This is a genomic window from Humibacillus sp. DSM 29435 (assembly GCF_001758225.1).
In the GTDB taxonomy this organism is placed as follows: domain Bacteria; phylum Actinomycetota; class Actinomycetes; order Actinomycetales; family Dermatophilaceae; genus DSM-29435.
Window position 1 is genome coordinate 1 of sequence record NZ_MAST01000030.1, and the last position, 25,957, is coordinate 25,957.

Sequence of the window (25,957 nt, forward strand, 5' to 3'; positions counted from 1 at the left end):
CACTAACTTGTCCGGATCCTCAGCAGGCACGTGTTTCCGGACATGCCGATGAGCGCTAGTTCGTCGTGTCGAAGTCCTACGCTTCTCACCTATGACCGAAGAGCCGGTGATTGGCGGCCTGCCCCAAAATTCGCCTGGGCCAACACGTCACAAGATCAGTGTGATCGGCGGCGGTCCGGACAACGGCACGTCGCCTCACTACGTCAAGGCGCTCGATCATCTGCTCGATGAGGTCGAAGGCCAGCCATGGCAGTTGTGGTGGTCTGGAGCCCCGTTTCCAGTGCTAGAGATCTGGTTCTGGTTCGACGATACGAAGCCAATCCCTCGTGTTCGAGCTGCGAACGGGAAGGTGACCGCGAGCATCAACCGACCCGCTCCGCAACAGCTCAAGGGTCCAGACGGGGTCGCCCAGGCGCGTAGCGACGTAGTCGCCCTAGCGCAGAAGCTTCGGGCCCGCTTCGGCCTCGGAGACCTTCCCGATTTGGCCGACATCGACACATTGAACCGGATTCCCACTCCACCGCCGGCACCTCCGATGCCATGGTGAGTCCGCGCGGTCATCAGCGTGACGCGTTACCGGATCTGCCGCGAAGCGGGGAACGTTTCGCCCCCCGGGGTGCGACGTTTTCGAGTTTGAAGCTGCTCGGTTCCGCGCCGCTTGGTGCGTCTAAATCTCAGACATTTCGAGCCTCCGGGGTGCGTCGGGTGCGTCTGGAACTGAGCGAGAAACGCGTTCGAATCTCACGGTCATGGCCAGGGCGACTTCGTTTGCCCCGCGGTCTGCTCGGAGCAAGCTGCCCCAGATGCTTGACTCTGACCTCCTCTCGCAATTGCCGGAGACTTTTGTTCGATCGCTCGTGAGTCCAGTAGGCCCACCCCGTCGCTCTGCCTGCCGACAAGGCCGCGCAGGGCGGGTGGCGGCTGGACGTACCTTCCGAGCTCCGTGCTGATCCACCCGTCAGTTCGACCTGCCCAACACAGGTCGGATCCTTCCGGGGCTGCACGTGCGCGCCCACGCGTTGGTGGGCAGAGCTGGTGCGATGGACCGACGTCTGCAAAATCAGGTACGCCCCGCCCATTGCGAATAACCGGTTATGGCACCAAGACGGTGGTCGTGACGGCGCCCAGGACCAGCCACGGGCCAAGAGCTAGGTCCTGGCGGCGCGTGATCAGTCCCCAGAGCGCGGCTGCGGTGAACGAGGCGAGAAAGGCCCAGAACAGCGTGGTCAACGAGACGGCGCTGGTAGCGGCGGCTACTGCGGCGCCCAGTGTGACGTCACCGAACCCGAGACCGCCGATACTAAACCAGTGCAGGGACCACAGCATGAGCAGGGACGCCGCGCCCCCGATCATGACGTTCAGCCCGGTGCTGCGGTGGCCGGTGGCGAGTAGCCCTACGGTGACGGCAGCTTCCCAGGCCAGCAGAGGTAGCAGGACCCGGTCGGGTAGTCGGCGGACATCGAGGTCGACGGCGGCGAGCCAGGTCCCAGCGAGGGCGAGAGGCATAAGCATCCAGAGAACTTCTGGACGCCCATCGAGGAACCGGGCCGTAAGGGATGCCACGGCGGTTGCTGCTGCGACGGGGACCCACCAGCGTGGCCCGGGGTCAGGAAGCGACTTCTCCTCGGATCGCCGGTAGGTGAGCAGCTGCAGGCGTCTGCGCATGGCCTCACCGATCACTGCAGCGGCAGCTCCGGCCATGACAGCGACCGCGAGTGGGTTCATACCGTCAGGGTAGGCAGAGTGCCACCGGCCTCACGTCCGTCATCCACAGGGGTTAGCGGCGCGGTCGAGCGGCCGGGGCCCGTCCTGGGGCTGTGGGGTTGCGTCGTTGCTCCGCGGCCCCGCCGCGTATCGACTGGGCCGGTGGGTCACCCGGTAGGTCTGCACCGGCGGGCAGGCTCACCGCAAGGCGGTAGCGAAGGTCTTGGGCGGGGTGTTCACCGAGCGGCTCTTGGGCGACCAGTCGTCGGGTGAGACTGGCTACGTCGTGCCCCTCGAGGTGGCCCTGGTGCAGCATCGCGGCCAGCGCCGGCCAGTCGCCCTGTTGCCCCAATCGCGGGTCGAGTTCCTGCCCGAGGGGCAGCCACCGCTGTGACGGCGTCTGCTGGGCGAGGTTCTCGAGTCGGGCCTTGACGTCGCGGACACCCGTCAGCTGCACCTGTGCCGCCTGTCGGGGGTCACGGTTCCAGTCGAGGGCGTGGGCGTGCAGGCTCTGACGGGCCCGGGCGGTGGAGATCTTGAGCCGGTTGGCGATCAGCCGGGTGCCGGCGTCCCAGGTGGAGGGGCGTTGCGCGGCTAGGACTCGACTGGCCTGGTCGAGGGCCTGGGGCCCGGTCAGGGTGGTCAGCCGCTCCTGCAGCAGCGTCTCACCCAGAGGCCGGGTGGCGGCCAAAGCTTCTCGTAACGCTTCGGGGCCGCGGCGGGCCAGCACGTCGGCCGGGTCGGCGCCTTCGGGCAGGATCAGCGTTGCGGCGGTCACGTTGTGCTGGGCGAGCATCCAGAAGTCTCTCTGCGCGGAGACGCGGCCGGGCAGGTCCGCGTCGGTGGCCACGACCGGGGTGGCGGACATCCTGGCCAGCTGGACGGCCTGTTCTTCGGTCAGGGCGGTGCCCAGCGGGGCGAGCCCGACGTGGGTGCCGTTACTGGCGATGGTGACGGCGATTGCGTCCAGTGGGCCCTCGACCAGGACCGGGGTGGCGCCGGCGGCGATCAGGTGGGGGATGACCCCGAACAGCTGGGCACCCTTGTGGAACAGGGGAGTGTCGGCGGTGTTGAGGTACTTCGGTCCGGCGTTGGTGTCCTGGTCGGTCAGCGAGGGGTGCCGGCGGCCGACGAAGCCGAGGACCTCACCGGAGTGGATGATTGGCAGCATGGCCCGGTCTCGGAACCGGTCGATGAGTCTCCCGGTGCGGGCGAGAGTGGCGACGCCGGCGGTGGTCATCTCTTCGTCGCTGACCCCGCGCCGGCGGAGGTGGGTGACGAGGTTCGTCCACCCGGGCGGGGCGTAGCCGGGGGCGTAGTCGGGGTGGCCGGTCAGGTCCTGCCCGGTTCGTTCGGTGAGGTAGTCACGGGCCCATGCGGTGCCCAGTCGGGACTCGTAGTAGGTCAGGGTCAGCTGGTTGACTTCGAGCAGCCGCTCCCGGGTGACGGGGCTGGCGTCCCACTCGGCTGCTCGGTCGACCATGAGGTTGATTTGCGCGTCGGTGGGTTCGAGGATCCCCATCAGCTCACGCATCATGGCGGCCAGCTGCAGATCGGCTTCGACGCCGGCGGACTCGCGGAGCTGGACCTTGTCGGGTCCCGACTCGGTGGGGGTCGAAGGCTCCTGCGGCGCGCCGGTCTGTCGGTCGGGGCGTACCTCGGCGGGCTCGTCCCAAGGGCCAGGGCGGCCCTGGTCCATGTCTTCTGGGGGTGCGTCCTCGGGGAACGGATCGCCGAACTCCTCCTCCCACGGTCCGGGCGCGGCGGGCGCGGCGGGCGCGGGGTTCGGGTCGGGCGCCCACAGGTCCTGCGGAGGCGCGTTCTCGGGGAACCGGTCATCCCCGTCTTCATCGGCCGGTGGTGGGTCGGTCAGGACCGAGAGCCGCCAGATCATGGCCTGGCACTCGTCGACATCGGCGTCTGGGTGGCCGGCGGTGGTCAAGACGTTCTCGATGCTCCAGCCGCGCTGCAGCGCGTGGTCGATGCTGGTGACCAGGGCCGGCCACCAGCTGCTGGCCTGCATCCGGGAGACCCGGTGCTGGCCGAGACGCTCGGTCAGCTGGGGGAGCCATGACGTAGTCAGGGAGTGGGACCGGTCGACGTCGGCTGCGACGGCGGGCGACAGGTGCCGGCTGATCCGCCACCACAGGGCGGCCGGGGCGTGATCGTCAGGCAGGGCGGGTCCTGCGGTGGCTGCTGACCGGAGAAGGGCGCGAGCGTCCAGGCCGGCGCGGGACATGGCGGCCAGCCGCTGCGCCAGCAGCGGGGTGAAGTCGTCGTACCGGACGGCGGGGGCCACCCGGTGCAGCGCGTCTTCCCATTCCTTCATGGCAGGGGTGCGGGTTCCGGTGAGCGCGGTGGTCAGTTGCCGTTGCCACAGGGCGGGCGCTTTGGCGAGCTGCGGCGGGCCGGTCGGGCGACGGTCGGTGTCTGGCACCGCCATCGCGGCCCGCCATACCTGCACGTCGCCCAGGACCTGGTCACTGGGGCGGGCGGTGCCCTGGCGAGCCCAGTTAGGGGTGTCCCCGGTGATGGCGCCGGCTCTGACCTGCCCGGCGAGGTCGATAACCAGTTCGGTTCGGCGGGTCAGGTACGGCCCCCAGGTGGGGTGGCTGGTCAGGGAGTGCGGGACGCGGGGGATCCAGGGCAGCGGGCCCGGGCCAGCGCCTCGCAGTCCGGTGTCATCCAGGCGCCAGTCGAGGACGGCCGCGGTATCGCCGGCGGTGGTCAGCTCCCGGCTCGTGGCCGCGTGACGCAGGCTCGCGACGGGGTCGATGTCGTGCGCGCTGAGCAAGATCAGGTGGGCGCGCAGGGTCGGCCACGCGGCCTGGTCGACCAGGCCCGGGACGATCTTCTCGGCTGCTCGTTCGAGCTCCGCAACAGCCTCCGTCCCGTATGACTCTTCCGCCGCGAGGTAGAGCGCGTCGACGTACCGGGCGGTCGCCTGACCCAGCAGCGGGGCCGGATTGTGCTGGTCGGCGAGCATGGTGGACGCCGAGACAGGGGAGTCGTCCCGGGCCAGAACGGCCTCGAGCAGGTCGGTCGCGGTCGGCGGCGCCAGGTTGTCGGGCCGGATCGCGTTGTGCGGGTCCCCGTCTCCGACGACCTGCAGGTAGAGGTGGTTTCCCAACCGGCCGCGGGTCATCATCGTGTAGATCTGCTGGCGCGATTCCTCACCGGTGGCCAGCCCGTGCATGGTGTCGGCGGTGACCCCTTGAGCGGTGTGCACGGTGGTGGCGTAACCGAGCTCGGTGGAGGCGGCGACGTAGACCGCGGGCAGGGTCACGACTCGCCCGGTACGGGTGTGTTGGACCGTCAGGTCCCCGTCGGGTGCCCCCTCGCCAGGTAGGGCGAGGATGGACCACCGGTCGCCGTTCTTGACCCAGTCCGAGGCGGTGACCCGCAGCCGGCGGTCGTTGGCGCGGGTGATGATCAGGTCCCCGACGCTGGCGTGGTTGCCATCGGCCAGCGGGACCTCCCGCTCCGGTCGTGCGCCTTCGAGGCGGTGGGTGCGGGCGCGCTGGTTCAGCTCGGAGACCAGCTCGCGGGTGGGGGCGAGCATCAGCGCGTCGAGCCCGCCCGCTCGGTCGTTCTGCCAGGCGGCGAACACGTCTTCGGTCATCGTGGCCAGGTCCCCGACGTGGACCCGGCGGTGGTCCAGGTAGAAGCCGAGGGCCTCGGTGGCTCCTTCTCTCAGGGCCAGAGAGGCGGCGCCCTCGGCGGGGTCGGCGAACCGCATGAGCTCGGTCAGACGCAGCGCCCCGTGGGTCCTGTCCAGGTCGCGCAGGACCCCACCGGCGCCGATCGCGGCAAGCTGCTGTTCATCACCGATGAGCCGGACGCTGCCGCCTGCGCTGGTCACGAACTCGACGGCGGTGTCCAGGGTCAGCGTGTCGGCCATCCCCGCTTCGTCGATCACGACCAACGTTTGTGCGTCGATGTCGGCCGCCCAGGAGGGTAGGTCGTTCTGTTCGATGGACCAGGTCAGCTTGGCCAGGGTGTCGGTGTGGGCACCGATCTCTACCCGTAGGGCGGCCGCTGCCGCCGCTGAGGGGGCCAGACCGATAACGGTGCCGCCGCCGTTTTCCCACGCGGTGGACAGGGCGCTCATGGCGGTGGTCTTGCCCGCGCCGGCGGGCGCGATCGCCAGCTGCAAGCGGGCGCCGGAGGTGGCCATGCCACGCACCAGGGCGGCCTGTCCGGCGTTGAGGGTGCGGCCGTTTGCGGTCGATTCCAGCAGGGCCAGGTCGACCGCGGCGGCGCTGACGGTGGCCCCGTCGAGCCGACCGGCGGTGGCGATCAGACGATTCTCCGCGGACAGCACCCGAGCCGAGGTGTACTGGTCGGCGCCGTACACGGTGTAGACGCTGGAGTCGTCGCGTCGGCGCAGCTGGGAAGGCTCAATGATGCCGTCATCGGGGTGGGCGAGCCGGATCGAATGACGGTCCAGGACCTGCCCGACGAGCAGGTCAACGACTCCCTCGACGTCTTTGGCAGGGAGGTTCGCGCTGCGGACCCGGCGCTGAGCCTCGGCGCGAACGTGCCACACCTGCCACGTGGACCGGCGGGACTGCACGGCTTCCAGGACCGCCTGCGAGGTGCGGCGCATCCATGCGTTGGTGACCCGGTCACCGCGGCCAGGTCCGCCATGGCGGTGATGCCGGGTGGCCGCGGTGACCATCGCCTCGACGCCGGCCTCACCGCCCAGGACATCGCGGGCCTGCTCTCGCCAGGCGGTGCGCTGCTCGGCCAAGGAGCGCGGTTCCTTCTTCGCTTCCCGGGTCTCCAGCGTCGCCCGCTGCGCCAGCTGGATCGACTCGACCGGTGTCGGTGGCCGGCCGTGGTCACGCTGGAAGTCCTCAGCGAGGACGCCGCGCCGCGCTTCGATGCTGGCCCGGCGCGCGGACCACCGCTCGTTGAGGGCAGGGTCGACCCCGACCACTTCACGCACCGGGCGTTTACGAGCGTCCGTTCCAGGTCGCGCCTCGAAACGCAGGTTCAGGTCATCGCCGAGGTGCTTCTCCAGGGCGGTGTTGTAGGTCTCGGAAGCGGTGACGTTGGCTTTGTACAGCACCCGCCCGTCGATGCTCAGCCACCCCCCGTCCTGCGTCTGTACCTTGTTCGCGACGGCGACGTGGGTGTGTAGGTCAGGGTCCCCAGCCCGGCTGTCGCGGTGGGTGAAAGCGGTGGCCACCAAACCCAGCACGTCGACCTGACGCACCCCGTTGGTACCGGTGCGCGTGTAGAGGGCGTGCTCCTCCAGGAAGGTCAGCGCGTCTTTGACCGCGGCTTGGTGGGCCCGCTCGATCCGGGCGGCGGTCACCGGGTCGGCGATGGCCCACAAGGTGCTAACACTCTTAACGGGTGAGAACGTCAGGTCATAGCCGGCGACCGCGGTCGTCTTCGGCCGGGAGTGCTTGGCGATGGTGGCCGCGATCTCGCGGGCATCTTCGGGGTCGCGGCCGTACTGGGCGCGGAAGAAACTGATGGCGACCTCGGTGCGGATCCGGGCCCGGTCCGCGACCGGCACGGGGGAGTCCGAGGGGTGGCCGAGCTCGGTGGCGAAGTCCGCGATGCGCTTGGCGACATCGAGCCGGAAGGCGCTGACGTCACTGGCGTACACCTTGTACGGGGCTCCGAGCCGAGCCACGTTCTGGTAGTCCCGATCGGTCAAGTCCGGCCCTACCAGGCCATCACGCCGCTGCTGCGCCAGCGGGTGATGCCCAGACCCGAACAAGGCCTGCATCTGCTCGGCGGTGACGACGTCGCCGGCGTTGAGCCCGTCGATACCGGCCATCCCGGAGCCGACCCAGACGCCAGGTGCCTCACCTTTGGCGGTGTAGTAGCTCGCGAGCCCGGTGTGACCCTTGTCGGTGACGTCCTGAGCGGCGACCTGGCGGGTCAGATAGTCGTAACCGCTCCCGGCCGTCAGCTTGTGGATGGACATCGTCACACCTGAGAAAGCCTCGGAAACGACGTCGGGCGGTCAGTAGTTGAGCATTAAAGCACCGGGAATGCATGAGGTGTGTGGGACATGAGATTCGGCGGTCCGGGTGGGGGTACGTGGTCGGCTGGGTGGTCGGCTTGTCGGCGGTGGGGTGAACGCTGGGGGCGTGGTTCGGGCTTTCGGTGGCGTCGGGTGGGCCGCTGTGGTGAGGAAGGGTGATGGTCGTGGGCGCGACGGTAGGGAAGCAGTCGGCGCGTCAGTCGGCGCGTCGGGCCGCGCTGGATGCGCAGGCGAGGATGCGAACGGAGCGGGCGGATCGAGAACGGCGCCTCAGTGCGCTCGGGGTGCGGGTCATGGTTGCGCTCAGTGAGCGAGATCAGCTGGTGACGCTCTGCGAGGAGCGGGCCAGTTCTGCGTTGGCCGAGATGGTCGAGCGGGAGGGATTGAATCTGGGTGAGGCGGTGGCGTGGTGTGGCCCTGACCTGTCGCGGCGCGAGGCGGTTCGGCTTCGCCGGCTGCGCGAGGTTGGCGCCGTGGTCGGAGAGCCGAACGAGGACACCAACGAGGGCGAGCCGGTCGAGGGGTAACAGCGTCGGTCGCGCCGGAACCGACCGGGCCACGTGCGTCGGGTCGTTCACCGGCGACCGGCTCGGCGTGAGGGCGTCAGATGGGTGTTCATCGTCTCGATGAGGTAGGCCTGTCGCTCCTCACGGAGGCGAGCAGCGACGCGGCGGTTGTGGCTCGCTGGCGGTCCAAGATCGTGACGGTTCTTGGTGTCAGCTACCGGGTTTGATGGAGACATGGAAAGCACGCGCAGCGGCCGGCTGAGCAGCCTCCTGGACGGTCGCAAGGCCGCGGTGGTTGCTCTCGTACTCAAAGGATGGGACGAGCCCAATTTCACCGTGCAGGCGCCGGTTGTTGAACCGGGCGATGTACTCGGCGACGGCGTACTCGAGGTCGTCGATGTTCTGCCATGGTCGGCGGTTGCGGATCAGTTCGGCTTTGAAGAGCGAGTTGAAGGCCTCGGCCAGGGCATTGTCGTAGCTGTCACCGGTCGAACCGACGGAGGTACGGAGGCGACAGCGCCGGCCTCGGCCAGGCGCTGGGTGTAGCGGATAGCGACGTACTGAACGCCCTTGTCGGAGTGGTGGACCAGATCAGTGGTCTCGTGCCCGTCATGGTGGCGCGTCCACAGGCCCATGTTCAGGGCGTCGAGCGCGAGGTCGGTGCGCAACGACGTCGAGAGCTGCCAGGCCACGACACGGCGGGAGAAGACGTCGATGACGAACGCGGCATAGACCCACCCCGCGAACGTGCGGCAGTAGGAGATGTCAGCGACCCAGAGTCGGTCTGGGGCGTCGGCGGTGAAGTGGCGCTCGACCAGGTCCGGGCGTGTCTCTGGGCCGGTTGCGGCCACCGTGGTCCGGGGCCCCTTTGGCGCGGCTGAGGCCGCGTAAGCCCAGCTCCCGCATCAGCCGTTGGGTCGTGCACCTGGCGACCGGGCGCGCTGCCCGCTGGTTGTCACGAAGCCCGACAACGTGCTCTCGGGCGAGTTGGGCGTGAACCTTGCGGATCCCATAGACGCCGTAGTTCTCCTGGTGCACGCGGGCCATCTCGGCCTTGAGCCGTTCGTCGTTGACTACCCGGGTCGATGGCACACGGGTGCGTGCGGCGTAGTAGGTCGACGGGCGATCGGCGCCTCAGCGCTGTTCAACGCCTGGCAGATCGGCGGGGCCCCGTGGTCGTCCTTGTGCTGATCGATGTAGTCGACGATCAGCGCGACGGGCGGCCCGGCTCCGCCGCGAAAAGCCGCTGAGCTCCTCAGGATCGAGTTCGCCCGACGCAACTCACCGACCTCCTTCTCCAACTCGTTCAACCGTGCCGCGTCATCGCTGCTCGTCCCACCCCGCAGGCCGCCGTCGACCTCGGCCTGGGTGACCCACGAACGCAGCGTCTCGGTATTGATCCCCATCTGCTCACCAATCCGCTTACACGCCCCCGCCCTCGTCGACGAATCCTTACGCGCCTCGACCGTTAGCCGCGTCGCCCGCTCACGCAACTCGACCGGGTACTTCCTCTGTGCCGCCACAACTCATGCCTTCCCGTGGTTCCGATGACTCCATCAAACCCGGTACCTGACAACGACCCCCATGGACGAGGACCCCGCCGGACGGGAGGTAGTGCGAGAGGTTCTCAACAAGCTCAGGGGTGAGGTAGGGGTCGACCCGATCACCCAGGCCGACTTCCAAGAGGCGGTCGGCCTTGACGCCCTCCCCGAGATCGGCCCACCGCCACCTCCCCCGAGCCCCGCCCAGGGAACCAGCGACGCGGCTCACGACCAGCTGAATACACAGTCGCGGAACTCCACCCCGGACCGTCAAACAGAGAACCACCCCGACCCGACCGATGACGCCAGACCCACAGTGCCCGGGTCGCGTCCGTGACCGCCCAGGGCCGAATCGGAGGCTTTCCTCGATGACGCCAGTATGCCGCCAAGGAGCACCACGTCTGCCGAAACCCCAACTGCGAGAGGGAGAAACCTAATAGCTTCCACGGAACAGCCGCAGGTCAATGACATAGACGCGACCCGGACCCATCTGGTCCGCGCCCTTCGTGAACTCGCCGACCTAGACCAACATCTGCAGGCGCCTGAAAAGCGCCTCAGGGTTTGGTCGACGACGAAAGCGGGGCAGGCTCAGCCGCGCGGAACGCGTCTCTCTGATGCCCATGCCAGCGCCTGAGCAGACCGGTCAGGCCGTGGGGCTTCTGCACCAGGCTCGGCCAACCGGGGGGCCGGGTGACCCGGCACACCGACTTCGCCATCAACGGCAAAGACGCCCTGGCCATCCTTGAGGCTGAGATCTCGGGCGACCCGAGCTAGGCCCATCAGCTGCTGGAAGACGCCTCCGGTGACGCGTTCGCCGGCGGGGCCACCTGGGGCCGCACACCGTCGCCGTCGTGCACTACCCCCCCAAGACCCACGTCTACGGGGTGACTAGCGCCCGCACCGTCAAGGCGCTGCAGAAAGTGACCCGCGTCGGGCAGATCATCCAAACCCGAACCGTCGACTCCCGGTTCGCGGCCCAGCTCGTCAAACTCGAGACCCTCGACCAGGCCCGCGACCACCGGTGCGTGATCCCCCGCGAACTCATCCCATCCGGCCGAACCGAAGTCTGGTTCGAATCCGTCGGCCCCATACGGCTTATGGTCCCCCGACTAGCCAGCACCAAGACCACCATGCCCCTCATAAGCAAACCCGAGACGCGACTGTATGGCCTGTGTTCTTCAGCACCGACTTACACGACGCCCCCCTTAACTGGGTAGAGGTCCTCGTTCTCAACGTTGTCGGTGAAGTGACGTCTCACCTCGTCCTCGGGTTGGTCCTTGCGCCACAGGGCGAGGGCGATGTCTGCGTAGGGCCGCGCTGAGGTCGGCTGCCAGGTCTCCGGGACCCAGGTTTTGGAGCGGCGGAAGGCCTTTGGGCAGTGAAAGAAGACTTCTTCTATGTCGAGGATCAGAGCCAGGGACGGCCGGTGTCCCTTGACGATCATGGTGTCGAAATCTGGAAGGTCGCTGACCAGGCGGGCGCGGCCATTGACGCGCAGGGTGTCTCCTCGACCGGGGATCAGGCAGGTCAGGCCGGCGCGCGGGTTCTCGAGTATGTTGCGGAACCCATCCATCCGGCGGTTTCCTGGGCGTTCGGGAATCGCGAGTCGGGTGGGGCTCAGGACTCGAATGAATCCGGGCGGGTCACCCTTCGGCGAGACGTCGCAGCGTCCGTCGGCAGACGATGTTGCTACGAACGCCAGCGGCGTTGCTGCGATCCATTCGCGGTGCACATCCTCCAGCGTGGTGAGGACCTTGTCTCGATTCCGTGGCACCGGGGTACCGAATGCCTCGAGCTGCTCGACCGTGGTGATCGGTGTGAATGGCTCCATACTGCGCTCCTCGCGGCCAGGACAGGGTTGTGGTGTACGGGGCAGTGTCGACGTGGCGCCCGGCAACGGAGTGTTCGGGGCCGGGCGGAACGTGTCAAGGTGGATGAGACAGCAAGGTTGTCAGGAGCTGCATAGGAGGGCCTCTCGTGAGGCCTGGTTGATCCAGGCCTCGGTGGGCAGTTTCGGAGCGTGGGGTCGGCGGTGGCCGAACCTTTCAAGGTTCGCCGCGTAGGCCGCGTCGAGGGTCTGCCGGCGCAGCGCGCGGACGTGGCCGGCGGTGCCGTGGTGGACCGAGGCGGGGGTGTGCAGCCCGATCCCGGAGTGGCGGGGCTCATGGTTGTAGTAGCCGAAGAACCTCTCCCCGAACGCGCGGGCATCGGCCGGCGAGCCGAAGTTCTCGGGGAAGACGGGCGCGTACTTAAGAGTCTTGAACGCGGCTTCCCTGTACGGGTGGTCGTTGCTGACATGTGGCCGGCTGTGGGAGCGGGTGACGCCCAGGTCGACCAGCAGCTGCGCGACGGGTTTGGAGGTCAACGAGGTGCCGCGGTCGGCGTGGACCACGTCCGGCACGCCGTGCACGCCCATCGCCTGCTCGAGCATCTCCTTGGCCAGCTGTGAGTCCTCCCTCGCGGCGACGGTCCACGCGAGGATGTACCGGGAGAAGATGCCGAGCACGACGTACAGGCACGCCAAGAGGCGTTCCCTTGGTTGGCGCAGTCTCATGTGCTGTCGGCGGCGGTGGGCCGGGGGCGACCATGGCCCACCAGACGTTCAACGCACACGCAGGCCACGTAGACCATGAGCGACGCCAACGGAAGCGCGATCCCGCCCAGCAGGCCGTTGCCCGAGTTCAGCGGTCCGGCGAGATCAAAATGCCCACCGAGAGCTCCAGCGTTGCAAAGCGCGCCGATGCCTGCCGGCACTCTTAACCACCGTGGCGCAACAGAGAAGGTCGACACTATGACCGCGAGGAAAAAGCCAGTCCCCAATCCGGCTGCCGGAGCTGCCAGTACGAAGGCAGCGACATGTAGGCCGTATCCGAGGTGTGCGTTGGAATCGGACGCTTGGATCAGTTGCCCTGCGGCAGACGCCAGACCGAGCGCGACGACCAATGAAGTGATGAACATGCATCCCATCGCCGTGGCAGCGCGCGCCCATGCCGACGATGTCATCGACCAGGCGTATGGGAGTCCGACGAGAAAGAGGACCAAGCCGGGATATCCCAAGGCGACCAGGGCAATGACGGTCTGAGTCGTCTTTTCGTGCATCGTCCAGTAGGCGATGACGGACGCCTCGGATGCGAGGCCTGGGAACCGAAACACGATGGCCAGCATGCTGGCCCATAGTGCGCACGCGACAAGGCCAGCAATCCAGGGGGCTAGCCCCCTTGCGCTGCTAGTTCGGGAGGTTGGCGCTTCATTCACTCTTGCGCACCTTCGGTTCTGAGACGGTTCGCACGTAACGTCACGAAAATTGATGCGCAGCGACCCACGGTGTGACATCTGGGTTCTGGGCCGAGCGTGCCCTCCATGTCGATGCCACCCATGTCCAGGTGAGTTCGCTTTTTGGTTGTGAGCCGAGCTGACCATGTCTCACGAGCCGCCACACGGAAAGAGTAGGATTGCCGCGCCGACAGCATGGACCGGCTTTCGACTAGACGGTGTGATGCCTCACGAACGTGGTTGTTGATTAAGCGCTGCAACTCGTCAATGAACACGTCGGCGCCGACAAGGGCCAAGTCGCTGCAGTAGGCGTCGGTGTGCGCCAGCGACGTGACGGGTCTGCGGAGGTTCAGGCGCCGAGTGTTGGCATCGATCCACGAAGCAATAGAGGTTCGGCCGTACTCGTCGGCATGTGGTTTGGGCAGCTTGCTCATCATGCCAACGAACTCGAAGCGGTCCTTCCAGGTGAGCGCCTTCGACCGAACTAGCGCTGCTGGTGAGTCGGGCATCTTCGCGAACGCGCCTTCATGAAGCACCCGGATGCCTTCTGGCCCGTAGCTGACGCCCAGGTCGACCAGGGCCGAAGTCATGTCGACGCCGGGATAAATCGCGTGGGGACCGAGATTGAGGGCGTACCCAGCGACGGATCGCGTTCTGCCCATTCCGCCGAGCAAGGCGCAGGCTTCGTGCACGGCGGCGAGGCCGGACGGCCCACCCCCACAACGACGACCCGCGGACGAACTGCACGCATGTGAACTCCAGACAGTAAGTACTTACTGATATCTTATCTTAGGTGAAGAGGTGGTTGGCCAGCTGCCCTCCTGTCACCTTGCCGCTATCTGATTCGTCAACGGGGTGGAGGCCCTCGCACCCTGCAATGGCACACAGAGAGGAGATGCCATGCTGGACCCCCCCTTGGGTGTATCGGCACAGGTACAGGCTCTCGAGGAAGGCGAGGACTTTGTCGGTTGGGCGGCACCGGCATGGAGTAGCCGTAGCGGGGGCGATCGGACGGGCTCGCGACGAAGCACGATGGGTCAGGCGCCGCGGCACTCGGCGAGCGGGCGGAGCCAATAGCGGAGCCAGTCAGGGCCGTAGGGGACGTACACGCGCGTGCGGATGTCGCGGTCGCGTAGATCGTCAATAGCTTCGGGGCGCACGTCGAGCGGCTGCTCGACCGGTACCGGTCCCAGCGCCAGCAGCAGTGCCTCCCGCAGCCGGCCATCATGGGTAGCCAACGACCATGTCGCGTCGGCTTGGGCAAGGCGGAACCCCAGTCGCAGGTACGCGACATCGGTCGGCTCCCCATAGGGGTGGGCGCCTACGGTCTCGACGAAGGCGCCTTTGACCAAGCGCACATGCACTCCGCCGGCCACGAGCACGTCGGCGTCGCCGGGTGAACGCAGCAGGTTCGCCTGCACCGTGTCGCCGAGCCGATCAGACAACCCGCGCCCGGCATCATCGAGCACGCAGCCCACGACCGCATCAGTTCGGGCAGCGTCTTCGGCACCGACCTACAACCGCCGTCCCTCGGGCAGTACCCCGGCAATAGCAGCGACACGGTCGGCAGCCCCGGTGGGATCAGTGTCCAAGGCCAAGTGGGTCAGGTCGACCGACAACCACGTTCAGTCTGGGCCGGTGCCAGCTCCCGGTAGTCCTCGACCACCTGATCGGCGGCAGCCGGGTCGTGCACGAGCTCGCCGAACAGGTCGACGCTGACGCCGGTTCCTCGTCCGAGAAGGTCCGTTACCGCGCTCAGCGCTTCAGTGCGAGAGCGACCAGCGACGTGGCCCGCCACGCGGCCGCCTCGCCACCCGGTGCGGCCATCTCGAGCCGTTCGTTGGTCGCCATCCGGAACAGGACGGTACGGTCTACGCGCACCCGGCCATTCTGCCATCCGCACGTCCAGGCCGGCCAACACGGGATGAACAGGCAGAACATGACCATTGCGGGATGGCCTATGGAACACGGCCTGGCAATGAGCTCTGGCCGCCCACAGGCGAAGGGCTCCGAGATGCTTAGGCGAACTCTGCAAACGCCTCTCATGGCGAGACCTTGGGCTCACACGAGAGGGTGATGGCCAACCTCATCCGGGCTTGGCGCGCTGTTAGCGTCGGCGCGCCGTAGCAGCCGGCCATCAACAGCTCATGCGATGTGCCGGCTACCGCCTGGGTACGTGGGCTCGATGAGCCCGTGGTGGGCGAGCGAGACGCTGACGACGGGCCCTCCTTGAGCGAGGTATCGCGTGACCGTGGAACCGACGTCGGGTGGGACGTCGGGCGCCGGGGTGCAAGGGGTCGTCAAGTTGTCCGCGCTCAGCTTCGGGCACGGTGCCGCCGACCCGATCACCATCTGGCACCGGGCCGGGGAACAGGTGGCATACACGGATTCGTCGAACTCTGCGCTCGCAAGAGCCGGTAAAGGTTTCCCGTAAGTGGTGCGCTGGGACAGGGCATCAAGCCGAGCCACGAGCCCGAGGTGGGACAACGCCGCTTCGTGTGTGCGAGGTCGGTCGACGGTGTTCGAGCAGACCCGGTCATGAGGAGACCGCCGGTCTGCGCAACTCGATCTCGAACCCTGCTCCCCAGTCCGGATAACTCGGTTTCCACCCCAGTTCGCGTCGGGCCTTGGTGTTCGATGATCCGCGTGCCCTGGTCATCATGTACACCAGGCCTTGTCCGCCGGCGATGCGGGCGACCCAGGCGGGGACCCGGCGGGGGGTCAGGAAGCCCGTGATGCTGGCGATCTCGATCAGCCAGTGCCCAATCCGAACGGGATGGTCATCGACGATGTTGTAGACACCGTGGCCTTGGGTGAGGGCGGCCACCGACGCTGACGGGGCGTCCTCGACGTGCAGAAAGGACCAGATTGCGCCCGCTTCCCCCACGAGCGTGAACCTACGTGTGCGAATCGCCTCGATCTGTGCGCCGCCCTTGGCTAGTGAGGTTCCCGGTCCGTAGGGCGCGCAGCAGCGAAGAGCCACCCCGTTGGGGTACTCACTGACCAGGCTCTCGAGCTCCCTGATCGCGGCGAAGGTTTGCCTGAACGCCGGAGCGGGGTTGGGGTCCAGGGCCTCGTCCTCGGTCTTGACCGGACCTCCGGTCGGTGGCGATGTCCAGCCGCAGAAGCTCTGCGCCACCAGCCGCGGCATCCTCGGCATTGTCAGTCCTGCTTCGATGAGCGCCCTGGTCCCGTGGGTGCGTAGCCGGTCCGTGGCCGCGAACGACTGGTCAAACTTGCGCAGGTTGTTACCCAACTCGGTCAAGGCGGTGACTTGATGGATGACCGCATCTGGGGCGACCTCTTTCACGGCATCGACGACGGCAGTCGCGTCGAGCAGGTCCACTGCCCGAACTTCGACTCCCGGCGACACACCTGCGGATGGGTTCTGTGCGGCCGCGACCACCTCATGCCCCGCACGCACCAACTGTGGAACAAGGTGGCGACCTACCGCGCCGGTAGCCCCTACGACGAGCACCTACATGGACTTCATCCTCCTATCGACCTCACCGAGAGGAGGCCCGGCCGGTTCAGCCAGGCACGCTCCCATCGGCGCGTCATGGCCGCGTCGTCGAGCACGTAGCCAATCGGCTTGATCGCCGCCAGGTACAGACGACCGAACAGTCCGTTGGGCTTGACGAGGGCCGCCATCCTCAGCTCGTACTCGCCGTTGCTGCTGGGCACCCAACCCAAGTGCAAGATGTCGTGGACGGTCTTGTTGGCCGACTCCTGGGCGCACTCGTCGGGCGGTACATACACGGGCGAGAACGGGATGTTCGGGTCTTTCGGGCCCGGGGTCTCGCGCAGGTCGGCAGGCAGGCGTTCGCGCAGCGAGCCGACCCGCCCCCCTGCCGGGGATCCTCCCAACCGAACAACGCGCCAAGCTTCCAGCCAACCGAGATCAGCCAGCGGGTCACCCGGTCCACACGCCCGGCTCGTTGGAGGCGATCAGCACGGCGAGCATCATTGGGAAACCATCCGGTCCTGCTCCGGGTGTGCGGAACGCCCACACGTCCTCGATCAGGAAGTCGGAGGCAATCTCGTGGATCCGCCACGGCTGTTCGAGGTGTGCTTGGGCAGGGACTCTCACGCCGTCACCTGTCTCAAGGACTCGGCTAGCACCTTCATGGAGCACTTCTTTTGACTTGACGTCACCGTGAGGACGCGGGCGGGTGCCTGGCTGTGACATCCAGCGCGGCCAGCACCTGTCGAGGCAGGGGCACCGGGCGCCGGCTCCGCCAGGCTCTCCGACGGCCGCACGCACCTCGCTCATCTCCCGCGGTGCCGTGGGTCCGTTCGAGGGACTGTGCCTCTGGCCGTTCGTGGGCATCCAACCTGGCCAAGGTGCGCCGGAGCGTTGACCCCGACGGCTTCCGCGCGGCGTTCGGGCCAACTCCCAGTCGTTGCAACAGGTCCCGACCAGCATGGGCGACCCACTTACCGATCGCCTGCTACGACCGCGCGCGCTTGTCACCGCTGCTGAGGCCACGGCCAGGATCCCCGGCAATGGGTGGCGGACCACGTGCGGGTCCCGCCCACGTCGGATGCTTCACCTGCGAGGTGCCTTCCCTTCGAGCCTACCGAATCGTCAAGAAGCCCAATATCTCTGCGCGACAGGCACTTTCGCGCGGCAGAGCCGCGGTTCAGGTCACGACACGTGAACGATACGGGCTAACGCCTCACCGGTCTTGGTGGTGCGTCTCGTCCTCCAGCGCGCGGCTGGAAGGCATAACTTCGGTCGTCCTGCAAGACTGCGACGAACTCGGCGGGTCCGGAAACAGACAATCAGCCCGTCACGAGCCGCAGAATCACACGCGGGCTCAACTCGCGCTCATCGTAAGAGAAGTCAACCCCGTTGGCTGTCGCGAAGGCGAAACCAGCCACCTGCGCCTCTTCTGAAACCCAGTACCCAACCGAGACGATTGCGTCACCCGCTGCGGTGACCCAACAGTCCGCCGTCTTGCATCCGGGCCTGTCCCGCATGAGATCCGCGGCGAGTTGAACGCGTCCGCGGAACTCGTCATGGAACTGCGCATGGGGATAGTGGATCGCGACCAGTCCTACTGTCATTGCTTCTCCCTTGTCGGCAGACCGCCATAATATACGCCTCCGTATGTATGCGCAACACCGATGGTGAGGAGACTCCGCCGCTCATGTGGAGCGTGATCCTGAAGGCGTCGAACACTTCGTTGAACGTCCCGCATAGGGGGCCCGAGCGGGAACCTTCACCGAACCGGTGCTACGGGACACCCTGGCAATCGTTGGTGGCTTCAGGGCGGAACCGGTTCGCCGCGTCTTTGGTGTGCTGGTGGGCGTTCACGTTATGGGCCCTGCACTGTGCACGGCGCTCGCTGGGGGCGGTTAACGCGCGGGAGCGTGGAGCGACCCGCGCGGCTTCGGTACTCGTGAAGTCGCTGTGCCCCGTACAACACAGATGTGGACAGGTGCCCAAGGATCCCGTAGAACCTTATCCGTGGGCCGGCTCGAAGACATCAGGCTGTCGGTCAACCAAGTGGCGAGGTCTATGACCAGGTGCGGCCCTCCTATCCCGCTGATGTGTTCGACGATCTGTTCAACTTGCTTCCAGCTGAGCCGGAGATCGTGGAGGTGGGACCCGGCACCGGCCAGGCGACCAAGGACCTCCTAGCGCGGGGAGCGTCGGTTCACGCCATCGAGATCGGTCCGGCGACCGCCGCCAAGCTGCGCTCGAACCTCCCTTCGGATCGAGTTCGAATCAGCGTCGGAGATTTCGAGGCGACAGCCATCGCATCCGGGGCTGACACCGTGTTCTCGGCCACCGCCTACCACTGGATTTTGCGGCCCCGCGCAGACTGATCGTCCCGCCGCGAGCCTCCGTCTGGAAGGCGTCCTGTCCATCGTCGATCTGATCCAAGTGGACTCACCCGATGATCTCGGCTCCTTCGCCGCTGCCTACACTACGAGCGATACGGCGAAGGACACGCCGGCGCCCCGGCGCCGAGTCGTGGACAGGTCGATCCAGCGATCCGCGCCGTGCTGGAGGCCGACCCACGCTTTGAATCCATCGCGGTCCGCCGCTAGGACTGGAACCAGACCTACAGCAACTCCGACTACCGGAAGCTGATGCTCTCCTACTCCGGCACCCAGATGATGAGCGCCTCCAACCGACGGGGTCTGCTCAACGACATGGAGGCCTTCATCCGCAACGCGTTCGGCGGATCCGTAACCAGACCGCTTGTGGTCGCCCTGACGACCGCCAGCCTTATCCGACGCTGACGCGCCACGTTCAACAGCCCGGACGCCGATCCGAGATCGAGATGCTCCCGTCGAGCCGACCCTTAGTGATCTCGCTCGTAAGTTCGTCGGGGGTCAACTCGAGGCTATGGGGTCGCGCAACGGAACTCACCAGGCGTCTGGCGTCCTTTCCGTCTACCGCCTCACGGACCGCCCTCGAGACGTACCTGACGACCATGCGATCAGCCTTGACCCCGGGAACGCCGCACAGCATCAGGAAGTAGGTCCAGGTGAGACCGCTACCTTGTCCTGGAAGACCCAGCCACAGCCGCTTCACCGGCGAGGCATCCTGCTGCTCCGCGGTGGCGAAGGCGGCACGGACCTCGGCGACGGTGTTCAGGCCGTGGCCGGTGAGGATCTTCGCGGTGCCGAAGGCCGCCGCGGCCTGCTTGGGGACCCCTGCCTTTGACGAGGTGGGCCACTTGTTCGTTCGCTCGACAAGCGCGGCGATCCCGCCCCACCGGTCTACCGCGGCCACGAGGACGGAGGCGGTGTCCTGGCCCGATTCCGCATCCTCGCTTCGTCGGGCTGCTCGGTACTTGTCGAGCGCGTTAGTCACCCCGGTGTACTTGTGACCGGTGGAGTAGATGGAGTCCAGAACCCCCAGTGCGACGCTGTCGTACCCCTCCGGGGTTGAACCACCTGTCGGAGTCGGCACCAAGCCCCCTGGAGAACGGAGGTGAGGAGTGCGGAAAGAACAATGTCCCTGGCGTCGCAGATCACATCGAAGGTGGAGCGTCGCCGCACGCTGATCCGCCAGCGTCTCGGTCGCAGCGGAAACCATGTGCATCCTGGCCGTGGTACGTAGTTTGATCGGCGAATGACGATCACGCTAGAGCTCGTTGCCTCGGCCTCCCTCAACGAGATTGTCGAGACCGTGGCGGGCTGGCAGCAAGATGGCGTGCCGGTTCAGCTGCATCCGGGAGACCTTGGGTGGAACTGGAGCCTGGGCGAGGATGAGCTGGCCGCGGCGCTTCGGGTGTGGCGTCGCGGCGGGCAGATCGTGGCCATGGGGATGGTGGACGACGACACTGGTTTGATCCGGCTGGCCATCGCACCGAGCGTCGTCGACGACGACGCGCTCGCCGCCAGGTTGCTGGCCGATCTGTCGGACCCCGGCCAGGGCGTTCTGTCCGCCGGCGCCGGGACTGTCGAGGCCCGATTCGGCACGGCCTTTAGAGAACTCTTGCCCCGGAGCGGTTGGGTCGCCGATGAGGCATGGACCCCGCTATGTCGTGACCCGGCCGCACCCGTCCAGGACCGCGGCCTCCGGGTTGAGGTGATCGACACCCACAACGTTCAGGAGCGGGTTCTTCAGGACCGGGTTGCGGTGCAACGGGCCATGTTCCCCAACTCGACGTTCACCCTGGAACGCTGGCAGACGATGGCTGCCGCCTCGCCCTATCGTCGGGCCCGGTGCCTGGTGGGTTACGACCACGATGGTGCCGCGGTGGCCGCTGTCACGGTGTGGTCGGCCGGGCCAGCGCGGCCGGGTCTGCGCGAACCACTGGGTGTGCATCGCGATCACCGGGGCCACGGCTACGGGCCTGCCATCACGGTGGCGGCAGCCCACGCCCTGCGGGAGATGGGGTCATCCAGCGCGACAGTGTGCACCCCGAGCAGCAATGTCGGCGGCGTGGCGACCTATGTCTCGGCCGGCTTCCAGCAGCTGCCCGACGTTACTGACTTCCGCCGCCCATGATGAGGGCCACCGCGACCGTGAGAGCAGAGTGACCGCGCATGAAAAGTTATCCCCTCCTCAATGTGTGTGTTACTACACCCGTGCTGGAGTTGCGTGGCGCCACGGACGAGCTGCTGGACCAGCTCGCGGAGGTCGTGCGCGCAGGCAAAACCCACGCCCACCCATTGCCGTACGACGACCCAATGTCCTTCTACGAGACCGACACAGACCTGCGGGTCGCCACGTGGCTCCGGGCGATCTGGCGGCGCCGTGGCACCGTCAAGCCCGACAGTTGGCGGCTCAGCTTCGTGGTTGTCGTCGATGGCCGTCCCGTCGGAGAGCAGACCCTGACAGGAGTGAACTTCGCCACTTTGGGAACGGTCACGACCTTCTCCTGGCTGTCTTCGGATCTACGCGGCCGCGGACTCGGCCGTGAGATGCGCGAAGCAGTCCTGCACCTCGCGTTCGACGGCCTTGACGCGAAGGAAGCAAGCAGTGACGCCTTCTTAGACAGTAACGGCTCCAACGCGATTTCGCGACGCCTCGGTTACGAGCCCAACGGGACCGACTGGGCCACACGGCGCGGCGAACCCGCCTTGCTCAACCGATGGCGACTCACTCGAGACACGTGGGAGTTACAACGTAGGAACGACATCCGACTTTACAGCCTCAAGGCCTGCCATGCCCTACTGCCCATCAAAGCATCGATTCCGTCGACGGTTGCAGAGCGGTCCGCGGCCACGTCTACTATTTCCCCCGAAGAAGGGCACCACCAAGGCAGATGAGCTTCGCAGCCGACGACATTGCCGCCATAGTCCGCGACCATCGGGCCCTGCAGGGACCGAGCTCGTCGGCGTTTCACCTACAAGTAGCCGATAAGCGGAAGTTGCCCGATTGGCACATGCGGCGTCGCCCACGGTGGAGGATCGTGCGTCCCTACCGGGCCAGTTTTGCCCCGGTCCAGGCGCCAGTTACCAGAGACATGAGTTTTTGAGAGCGGTCGTTTTCCACGTCTGACGTGATCTAGTCAGCGGTGGCGCCCCTGAGCGTCGTCGGTAGGCGTCGTGGCTGGTCACCACGTCGTTGCCGGCCGGGTCTTACTCGAACCCACCTGGTCGGTTGGCCCGGCCCGAGCATGCCACTCGTCGCTTTCGACCTACGCCTGCAGTCTGGGCAGGGCTTGGTTCGTGCCATATGCAGATCGTTGATCGAGACGGGGATCCACGGTTCGATGCCGCTACGTCGTGTCGCCAGGTCGCTGAGAGCGACCCATCGCGTTCGCGCACACCGTCGCAGTCGTGCACTACCCCAAGGCCCACGTTTACGGAGTGACCAGCGCCCGCACCCCGAAGACACCCTGGACTGCGCCTGCGGCCTCTACTTGGGCGACCCCAGCCTCGAGGTGACCCCCGACGAACTTACGAGCGAGACCACTAAGCAGTACACAGCGATTCGGTACACCGAGCGCCGCGCCGAGGCGGGTATCGCGGCGTCGGTCGGTAGCCTCGGATCGTCGTATGCCACCGCGTTGGCGGAGTCGGTCAACGGGTTGGATTCACCAACCGGAGCCTCCGCGCCCAGGATCGAGGTATTGGTGATTCACACCCAGTTGTGACCTCGGCATCCAGCGGTGTCCGTTGAGGTTAAGTTGCTCAAGGCGCCCGGGATCGACCAGAGCATCAATCGCGACGATGCGGTCACTCGCGATCGTGAAGCCCATCACTGAGAACAGCCGCCCGTGTGTCACGACGACCGCGCCAGCAGTACCGTTCACGACCGCCGACCGGGCAAAGGGAGAGAGTCTGGCGTAGGTCATTGTGTGCTCTGCCACGGCCTCGGCGCCCCGCAGTTTCAGCGATGCGTCTGCGCGGATGACACCGCCGTCTATCCGTAGGTCCACATCGGGATGGAGTATCTCGAGGAGTGCCGCAAAGTTCCCATCGCGCGAGGCGGCAAAGAACGCATCAACAACCTGGTGATGGCGGGCGGGGTCACTCTCAGGCTGCGGTACGTTCTGCACGCGTCGTCGCCCGCGGCTCGCGAGTTGATGCACGGCCCCTTCGGACCTTTCGAGTGCCGCGGCGAGTTCGGTGAGCTTCATACCGAACACGTCGTGGAGGACGAAAGCGAACCGCTCGGCAGGAGTCAGCGCATCCAGTGCAATCAGTAGAGCCTGACCAACCGATTCGGCGAGTAGGACCTCATCTTCGGGGTCGACGTGGCCCGGCATCATCACGAGCGGGTCGGACACCCGTGTCTCGCAGAACACCTCTCGCCGAGAACGTCGCGAGCGCAACATATTCAGACACACCCGTCCAACGATTGTGGTTAACCACGCGCGCATGTTCTCCACCCCCTGCGGATCTTGGTCACGAATCTTCAGCCAAGTCTCTTGAAGGGCGTCGTCGGCCTCATGGGCCGATCCAAGCATTCGGTAGGCGACCGACCGGAGGTGCGGTCGGTGCTGCTCGAACTGCTCGACCATCCGTTCACGCTCTGCCATCGCTACTCCCAGCCCTCGGGCTCACCAGGGTCTGCGGTCGGCGACATTGGTGACCAGCGCCGCTATTGCCACAAGTAGGAAGAACAATGCTCCGCCAACCTGGGTGTCGTGCGCCCGCATGTGCGCCGTGACAGCGCACATGAAGTACATGATGAGACCGATCGCCGCGGCCATGCCGATCTCCCGCGCAGCCGTTCCGACGAGGAGCCCGACCGCTCCAGCGGCCAGCAGGACGCCGAACGGCAGCATCCACCGGTGGGCGATCCCCAACCGGTTGGCGACGGCTTGGACCGATTCGGCTCGAGCAAAGTTCAATGCCGCGGCATAGGCGTTCATCAGTGCCGCGAATGCTGTGACGACAAGGTAGGTGAGGTGCATACAGACTAGACACCCGCCGCCACAGGAACCTGACAGTTGTGCGCATTAGTTGGTCGAGCCCTGAGCGGTCAGGATCGACAGCTTGCTGTCAGCGCACTGCGCGGTCTGTCCGCGCTCGCTGCGCCAGCCCGGCCTGACCAGCGCCGGAACGCACCATACGGGTCAGCCGGTCACGATCACCTTCGCGCAGCCCCAACCCCGGGCAGGACGATTCGCCATGCTCCATCACCCCCATCAAGAACGGTCAAACAACTAGCGACACGCGTCACTCGAAGCGTCGTTGGTCGGACACACCTCGAACGTCAACTGACCAGAGGTAGTCCGCTTCAGGGTGTTGATTCGGGGGGGGTGGGGCGAGAAGCTCGCCTTCCCCGTCTCGAGACGTGGCCTCCGGTCTCCGTTGCTTACCCGAGGGGTTCGAGGCTGAATCGTCCCCAGGCCACGACAGCGAAGAGAAGTAGGAACGTCATGTCGCCGAGCATGAGCTTCCATTCGCTTCGGCGGAACCGCGTCGTCCCCGCACCGGCCATGAACAGCATGAGACCGGCCGCGGCGAGCGGTACTAGCCCGGTGGCTACCCCGGTAACGCCGGGCAGGATGAGTCCTGTCACACCTGCGAGCTTGATGGTTCCGATTGCTTTGATGTGGCCAGCGCTGAAGTCATCGACCCAGTGTTGGCTTGCGCCCAAGGAACGGTATTTTTCTTTGGGCATGAGGATCTGCCCGAGCGCCCCGGCCAGGAAGGCGATCCCCAGCAGACTGGTAAGGATCCATAGTGCGCTGTTCACGGGTGCTCCTTCGTCGGTTACCTCAACCCGTTCGGACTCGTCGTAGAGGTGACGGATACCGATCACGGAAGGTAACTACGATGGCTCCTGAGGTTGTCCTCACCCGCATCTTCGAGGAACAGCGTGAACGGCTGACGGCGATGGCTCAACGCACGCTTGGCTCGTGGGCAGACGCTGAGGATGTCGTGCAGGAGACGTGGCTTCGTCTCGCGCGCCAGGACACGCAGACGATCGATAACGTCTCGGGGTGGCTCACGACCGTGGTGGGTCGGGCATGTATCGACGTGCTCCGCTCGCGCAAGGCCAAGCGGGAGGCGTCCTACGACGAGCATCTTCCTCACCTTGTTGTCACCGATCCTGATGACACGCCCGCGGAGAGCGTGGCGTTGGCGGAATCGGTTGGGACGGCGCTGCTGGTGGTGTTGGAGTCCCTCCGGCCGGATGAGCGCCTGGCGTTCGTGCTGCACGACATGTTCGCCGTACCGTTCGTGGAGATCGGGGAGATCATCGGGAAGTCCACGGATGCCGCGAAGATGCTCGCGAGCAGAGCACGTCGAAAGGTTCAGGGTGCACCTCAGCCCGCTGACACTCGCCAGCAGCGGGAGGTGGTTGAGGCGTTTCTGGCCGCGGCTCGCAATGGTGACTTCGATGGGCTCCTGCGCGTCCTCCATCCCGATGTCTGCTGGCGTACTCACGCCGCTAATGGTGTCGTCGTCAGGCTAGGTGTGACCGAGGTGGCCAGCGTTATCCAGCGGGGAGTATCTGCGAAGGTCATCACACGGTGCGTCCTCGTCGACGGTGAACCCGGGATCATGGTGTGGGACACCAAAGGCAAGCCTCGTGCCGTGATGGCATGCGCCGTCGTTGATGGTCAGATCGTCGAGATGGTGTCGGTCATCGCTGCGGATAAGTTAGCGGCGATGGACCTTCCGAGGGCCCCTTCGGCTTACCCGACGACCTGATCCACCGCGGGCATCGAACAGCCAGTCGCACCACGAGTATCTGCCTGCGGACCGCCGGTGACTTTCCGAGTCGTTGCGTACGAGTGCAGTCGATCTCTGACATCGGTGCAGTCAACTTCTGAAGCGGACAGGCCCCCAATGCAGCCGAGTTCAGAGCGTCCCGTTTGACGATCGGCCATCGGGGCAGTGGGGCGCGGGGGAGGCGCGCCCTTCACCGCCGAGGACGCAAAGTTTGGTGACTACGGTGTGATGGACGATGCGGGTATCCGGTGCGGGAGGTGAGATGCGACCTGGAGTCGCTTTGGCGGCCGGGAGGCGTCACTCGGTCGGTCGCCGCCAGG

At 66.4% G+C, this 25,957-nt stretch carries 27 protein-coding genes; 7 read left to right on the forward strand and 20 right to left on the reverse strand.

Features of this window, described 5'->3' with window-relative positions; all coding sequences use genetic code 11:
- Positions 1 to 91 precede the first annotated feature (91 nt).
- Positions 92 to 547 carry a hypothetical protein gene (locus tag BA895_RS15895; protein WP_139142713.1) on the forward strand — a complete coding sequence of 152 codons (456 nt, stop codon included), beginning with the start codon at positions 92 to 94 and terminating at the stop codon, positions 545 to 547.
- Between the two features lie 545 nt (positions 548 to 1,092).
- Here the strand turns inward: BA895_RS15895 and BA895_RS15900 are convergent.
- Positions 1,093 to 1,725 carry an A24 family peptidase gene (locus BA895_RS15900; RefSeq protein ID WP_070192879.1) on the reverse strand — a complete coding sequence of 211 codons (633 nt, stop codon included), beginning with the start codon at positions 1,723 to 1,725 and terminating at the stop codon, positions 1,093 to 1,095.
- Positions 1,726 to 1,777: 52 nt separating this feature from the next.
- Entirely contained in the window at positions 1,778 to 7,651 is a 5,874-nt protein-coding gene (mobF, locus tag BA895_RS15905; RefSeq protein WP_070192880.1) for a MobF family relaxase, read from the reverse strand.
- Positions 7,652 to 7,875: 224 nt separating this feature from the next.
- On the opposite strand from mobF, the gene BA895_RS15910 reads away from it, so the two are divergent.
- Complete coding sequence (locus tag BA895_RS15910; RefSeq protein WP_139142714.1) at positions 7,876 to 8,238, forward strand: hypothetical protein; 363 nt, start codon at positions 7,876 to 7,878, stop codon at positions 8,236 to 8,238.
- Positions 8,239 to 8,427: 189 nt separating this feature from the next.
- On the opposite strand, the gene BA895_RS24960 is transcribed toward BA895_RS15910, so the two are convergent.
- From BA895_RS24960 to BA895_RS15970, 14 genes are all read right to left on the reverse strand, one after another.
- Positions 8,428 to 8,682 (reverse strand): IS3 family transposase, encoded by a 255-nt coding sequence (locus tag BA895_RS24960; RefSeq protein ID WP_371327726.1) that lies wholly within the window; start codon positions 8,680 to 8,682, stop codon positions 8,428 to 8,430.
- Complete coding sequence (locus BA895_RS24965) at positions 8,643 to 9,068, reverse strand: DDE-type integrase/transposase/recombinase (protein ID WP_371327723.1); 426 nt, start codon at positions 9,066 to 9,068, stop codon at positions 8,643 to 8,645. The genes BA895_RS24960 and BA895_RS24965 overlap by 40 nt, the downstream gene beginning before the upstream one ends.
- Entirely contained in the window at positions 8,983 to 9,309 is a 327-nt protein-coding gene (locus tag BA895_RS24970; RefSeq protein WP_371327724.1) for an IS3 family transposase, read from the reverse strand. The genes BA895_RS24965 and BA895_RS24970 overlap by 86 nt, the downstream gene beginning before the upstream one ends.
- Positions 9,291 to 9,740: a transposase gene (locus tag BA895_RS24975; RefSeq protein WP_371327725.1), complete on the reverse strand. Its 450-nt coding sequence runs from the start codon at positions 9,738 to 9,740 to the stop codon at positions 9,291 to 9,293. The genes BA895_RS24970 and BA895_RS24975 overlap by 19 nt, the downstream gene beginning before the upstream one ends.
- 1,207 nt (positions 9,741 to 10,947) lie before the next feature.
- On the reverse strand, positions 10,948 to 11,589 hold the full coding sequence (locus tag BA895_RS15935) for an MSMEG_1061 family FMN-dependent PPOX-type flavoprotein (RefSeq protein WP_070192884.1): 642 nt from the start codon (positions 11,587 to 11,589) through the stop codon (positions 10,948 to 10,950).
- 120 nt (positions 11,590 to 11,709) lie between these two features.
- The gene (locus BA895_RS15940; RefSeq protein ID WP_175442350.1) at positions 11,710 to 12,282 is read right to left on the reverse strand and encodes a DDE-type integrase/transposase/recombinase; all 573 of its coding nucleotides are present in this window, start codon (positions 12,280 to 12,282) and stop codon (positions 11,710 to 11,712) included.
- Positions 12,283 to 12,308: 26 nt separating this feature from the next.
- Entirely contained in the window at positions 12,309 to 12,923 is a 615-nt protein-coding gene (locus tag BA895_RS15945; protein WP_070192885.1) for a hypothetical protein, read from the reverse strand.
- A gap of 86 nt (positions 12,924 to 13,009) precedes the next feature.
- Positions 13,010 to 13,621 (reverse strand): hypothetical protein, encoded by a 612-nt coding sequence (locus tag BA895_RS15950; RefSeq protein ID WP_175442351.1) that lies wholly within the window; start codon positions 13,619 to 13,621, stop codon positions 13,010 to 13,012.
- Between the two features lie 447 nt (positions 13,622 to 14,068).
- The gene (locus tag BA895_RS24215) at positions 14,069 to 14,500 is read right to left on the reverse strand and encodes a hypothetical protein (protein ID WP_217493925.1); all 432 of its coding nucleotides are present in this window, start codon (positions 14,498 to 14,500) and stop codon (positions 14,069 to 14,071) included.
- A 286-nt stretch (positions 14,501 to 14,786) separates the two neighbouring features.
- A complete protein-coding gene (locus BA895_RS24730; protein ID WP_256388455.1) occupies positions 14,787 to 14,912 on the reverse strand; it encodes a hypothetical protein in 126 nt (41 codons plus the stop codon).
- A gap of 655 nt (positions 14,913 to 15,567) precedes the next feature.
- Complete coding sequence (locus BA895_RS15960; RefSeq protein WP_217493926.1) at positions 15,568 to 16,509, reverse strand: NAD(P)-dependent oxidoreductase; 942 nt, start codon at positions 16,507 to 16,509, stop codon at positions 15,568 to 15,570.
- An 11-nt stretch (positions 16,510 to 16,520) separates the two neighbouring features.
- Positions 16,521 to 16,898: a DUF2867 domain-containing protein gene (locus tag BA895_RS24220; RefSeq protein WP_217493927.1), complete on the reverse strand. Its 378-nt coding sequence runs from the start codon at positions 16,896 to 16,898 to the stop codon at positions 16,521 to 16,523.
- Between the two features lie 46 nt (positions 16,899 to 16,944).
- Complete coding sequence (locus BA895_RS24225) at positions 16,945 to 17,121, reverse strand: hypothetical protein (protein ID WP_217493928.1); 177 nt, start codon at positions 17,119 to 17,121, stop codon at positions 16,945 to 16,947.
- 695 nt (positions 17,122 to 17,816) lie between these two features.
- On the reverse strand, positions 17,817 to 18,101 hold the full coding sequence (locus tag BA895_RS15970; RefSeq protein WP_070192887.1) for a hypothetical protein: 285 nt from the start codon (positions 18,099 to 18,101) through the stop codon (positions 17,817 to 17,819).
- A gap of 486 nt (positions 18,102 to 18,587) precedes the next feature.
- Between BA895_RS15970 and BA895_RS15975 the strand changes: the two genes are divergently transcribed.
- Positions 18,588 to 18,866, forward strand: coding sequence for a trans-aconitate 2-methyltransferase (locus tag BA895_RS15975; RefSeq protein ID WP_070192888.1), 279 nt, complete (start codon positions 18,588 to 18,590; stop codon positions 18,864 to 18,866).
- A gap of 267 nt (positions 18,867 to 19,133) precedes the next feature.
- Positions 19,134 to 19,286, forward strand: coding sequence for a hypothetical protein (locus BA895_RS24015; RefSeq protein WP_175442352.1), 153 nt, complete (start codon positions 19,134 to 19,136; stop codon positions 19,284 to 19,286).
- 10 nt (positions 19,287 to 19,296) lie between these two features.
- Here BA895_RS24015 and BA895_RS15980 read toward each other — a convergent pair whose 3' ends face one another.
- Positions 19,297 to 19,965, reverse strand: a complete 669-nt coding sequence (locus BA895_RS15980; protein ID WP_139142715.1) for a heme peroxidase — start codon at positions 19,963 to 19,965, stop codon at positions 19,297 to 19,299.
- Between the two features lie 216 nt (positions 19,966 to 20,181).
- Here BA895_RS15980 and BA895_RS15985 point away from each other — a divergent pair, with 216 nt between their 5' ends.
- Both BA895_RS15985 and BA895_RS15990 read left to right on the forward strand, forming a co-directional pair.
- Positions 20,182 to 21,006 carry a GNAT family N-acetyltransferase gene (locus BA895_RS15985; RefSeq protein ID WP_254666507.1) on the forward strand — a complete coding sequence of 275 codons (825 nt, stop codon included), beginning with the start codon at positions 20,182 to 20,184 and terminating at the stop codon, positions 21,004 to 21,006.
- Positions 21,007 to 21,044: 38 nt separating this feature from the next.
- On the forward strand, positions 21,045 to 21,770 hold the full coding sequence (locus tag BA895_RS15990; RefSeq protein ID WP_083283443.1) for a GNAT family N-acetyltransferase: 726 nt from the start codon (positions 21,045 to 21,047) through the stop codon (positions 21,768 to 21,770).
- Positions 21,771 to 22,540: 770 nt separating this feature from the next.
- Here BA895_RS15990 and BA895_RS15995 read toward each other — a convergent pair.
- The 3 genes from BA895_RS15995 to BA895_RS16005 form a co-directional block, all read right to left on the reverse strand.
- Complete coding sequence (locus BA895_RS15995; RefSeq protein ID WP_070192891.1) at positions 22,541 to 23,470, reverse strand: sigma-70 family RNA polymerase sigma factor; 930 nt, start codon at positions 23,468 to 23,470, stop codon at positions 22,541 to 22,543.
- A gap of 39 nt (positions 23,471 to 23,509) precedes the next feature.
- Entirely contained in the window at positions 23,510 to 23,866 is a 357-nt protein-coding gene (locus tag BA895_RS16000) for a DoxX family protein (protein WP_070192892.1), read from the reverse strand.
- Positions 23,867 to 24,270: 404 nt separating this feature from the next.
- The gene (locus BA895_RS16005; protein ID WP_070192894.1) at positions 24,271 to 24,654 is read right to left on the reverse strand and encodes a DoxX family protein; all 384 of its coding nucleotides are present in this window, start codon (positions 24,652 to 24,654) and stop codon (positions 24,271 to 24,273) included.
- An 80-nt stretch (positions 24,655 to 24,734) separates the two neighbouring features.
- Here BA895_RS16005 and BA895_RS16010 point away from each other — a divergent pair, with 80 nt between their 5' ends.
- Positions 24,735 to 25,616: a sigma-70 family RNA polymerase sigma factor gene (locus tag BA895_RS16010; protein WP_070192893.1), complete on the forward strand. Its 882-nt coding sequence runs from the start codon at positions 24,735 to 24,737 to the stop codon at positions 25,614 to 25,616.
- Positions 25,617 to 25,957 lie beyond the last annotated feature (341 nt).

Bases quoted from the DNA above. Each gene is read 5' to 3' on its own strand.
- BA895_RS15945 (WP_070192885.1), bottom strand. From the start codon at position 12,923: ATGCTGGCCATCGTGTTTCGGTTCCCAGGCCTCGCATCCGAGGCGTCC.
- BA895_RS15995 (WP_070192891.1), bottom strand. From the start codon at position 23,470: ATGGTCGAGCAGTTCGAGCAGCACCGACCGCACCTCCGGTCGGTCGCC.
- BA895_RS15950 (WP_175442351.1), bottom strand. From the start codon at position 13,621: ATGACTTCGGCCCTGGTCGACCTGGGCGTCAGCTACGGGCCAGAAGGC.
- BA895_RS24015 (WP_175442352.1), top strand. From the start codon at position 19,134: ATGCTCTCCTACTCCGGCACCCAGATGATGAGCGCCTCCAACCGACGG.
- BA895_RS15895 (WP_139142713.1), top strand. From the start codon at position 92: ATGACCGAAGAGCCGGTGATTGGCGGCCTGCCCCAAAATTCGCCTGGG.
- BA895_RS15970 (WP_070192887.1), bottom strand. From the start codon at position 18,101: ATGACAGTAGGACTGGTCGCGATCCACTATCCCCATGCGCAGTTCCAT.
- BA895_RS16010 (WP_070192893.1), top strand. From the start codon at position 24,735: ATGGCTCCTGAGGTTGTCCTCACCCGCATCTTCGAGGAACAGCGTGAA.
- BA895_RS16000 (WP_070192892.1), bottom strand. From the start codon at position 23,866: ATGCACCTCACCTACCTTGTCGTCACAGCATTCGCGGCACTGATGAAC.
- mobF (WP_070192880.1), bottom strand. From the start codon at position 7,651: ATGTCCATCCACAAGCTGACGGCCGGGAGCGGTTACGACTATCTGACC.
- BA895_RS15990 (WP_083283443.1), top strand. From the start codon at position 21,045: ATGAAAAGTTATCCCCTCCTCAATGTGTGTGTTACTACACCCGTGCTG.
- BA895_RS15935 (WP_070192884.1), bottom strand. From the start codon at position 11,589: ATGGAGCCATTCACACCGATCACCACGGTCGAGCAGCTCGAGGCATTC.
- BA895_RS15900 (WP_070192879.1), bottom strand. From the start codon at position 1,725: ATGAACCCACTCGCGGTCGCTGTCATGGCCGGAGCTGCCGCTGCAGTG.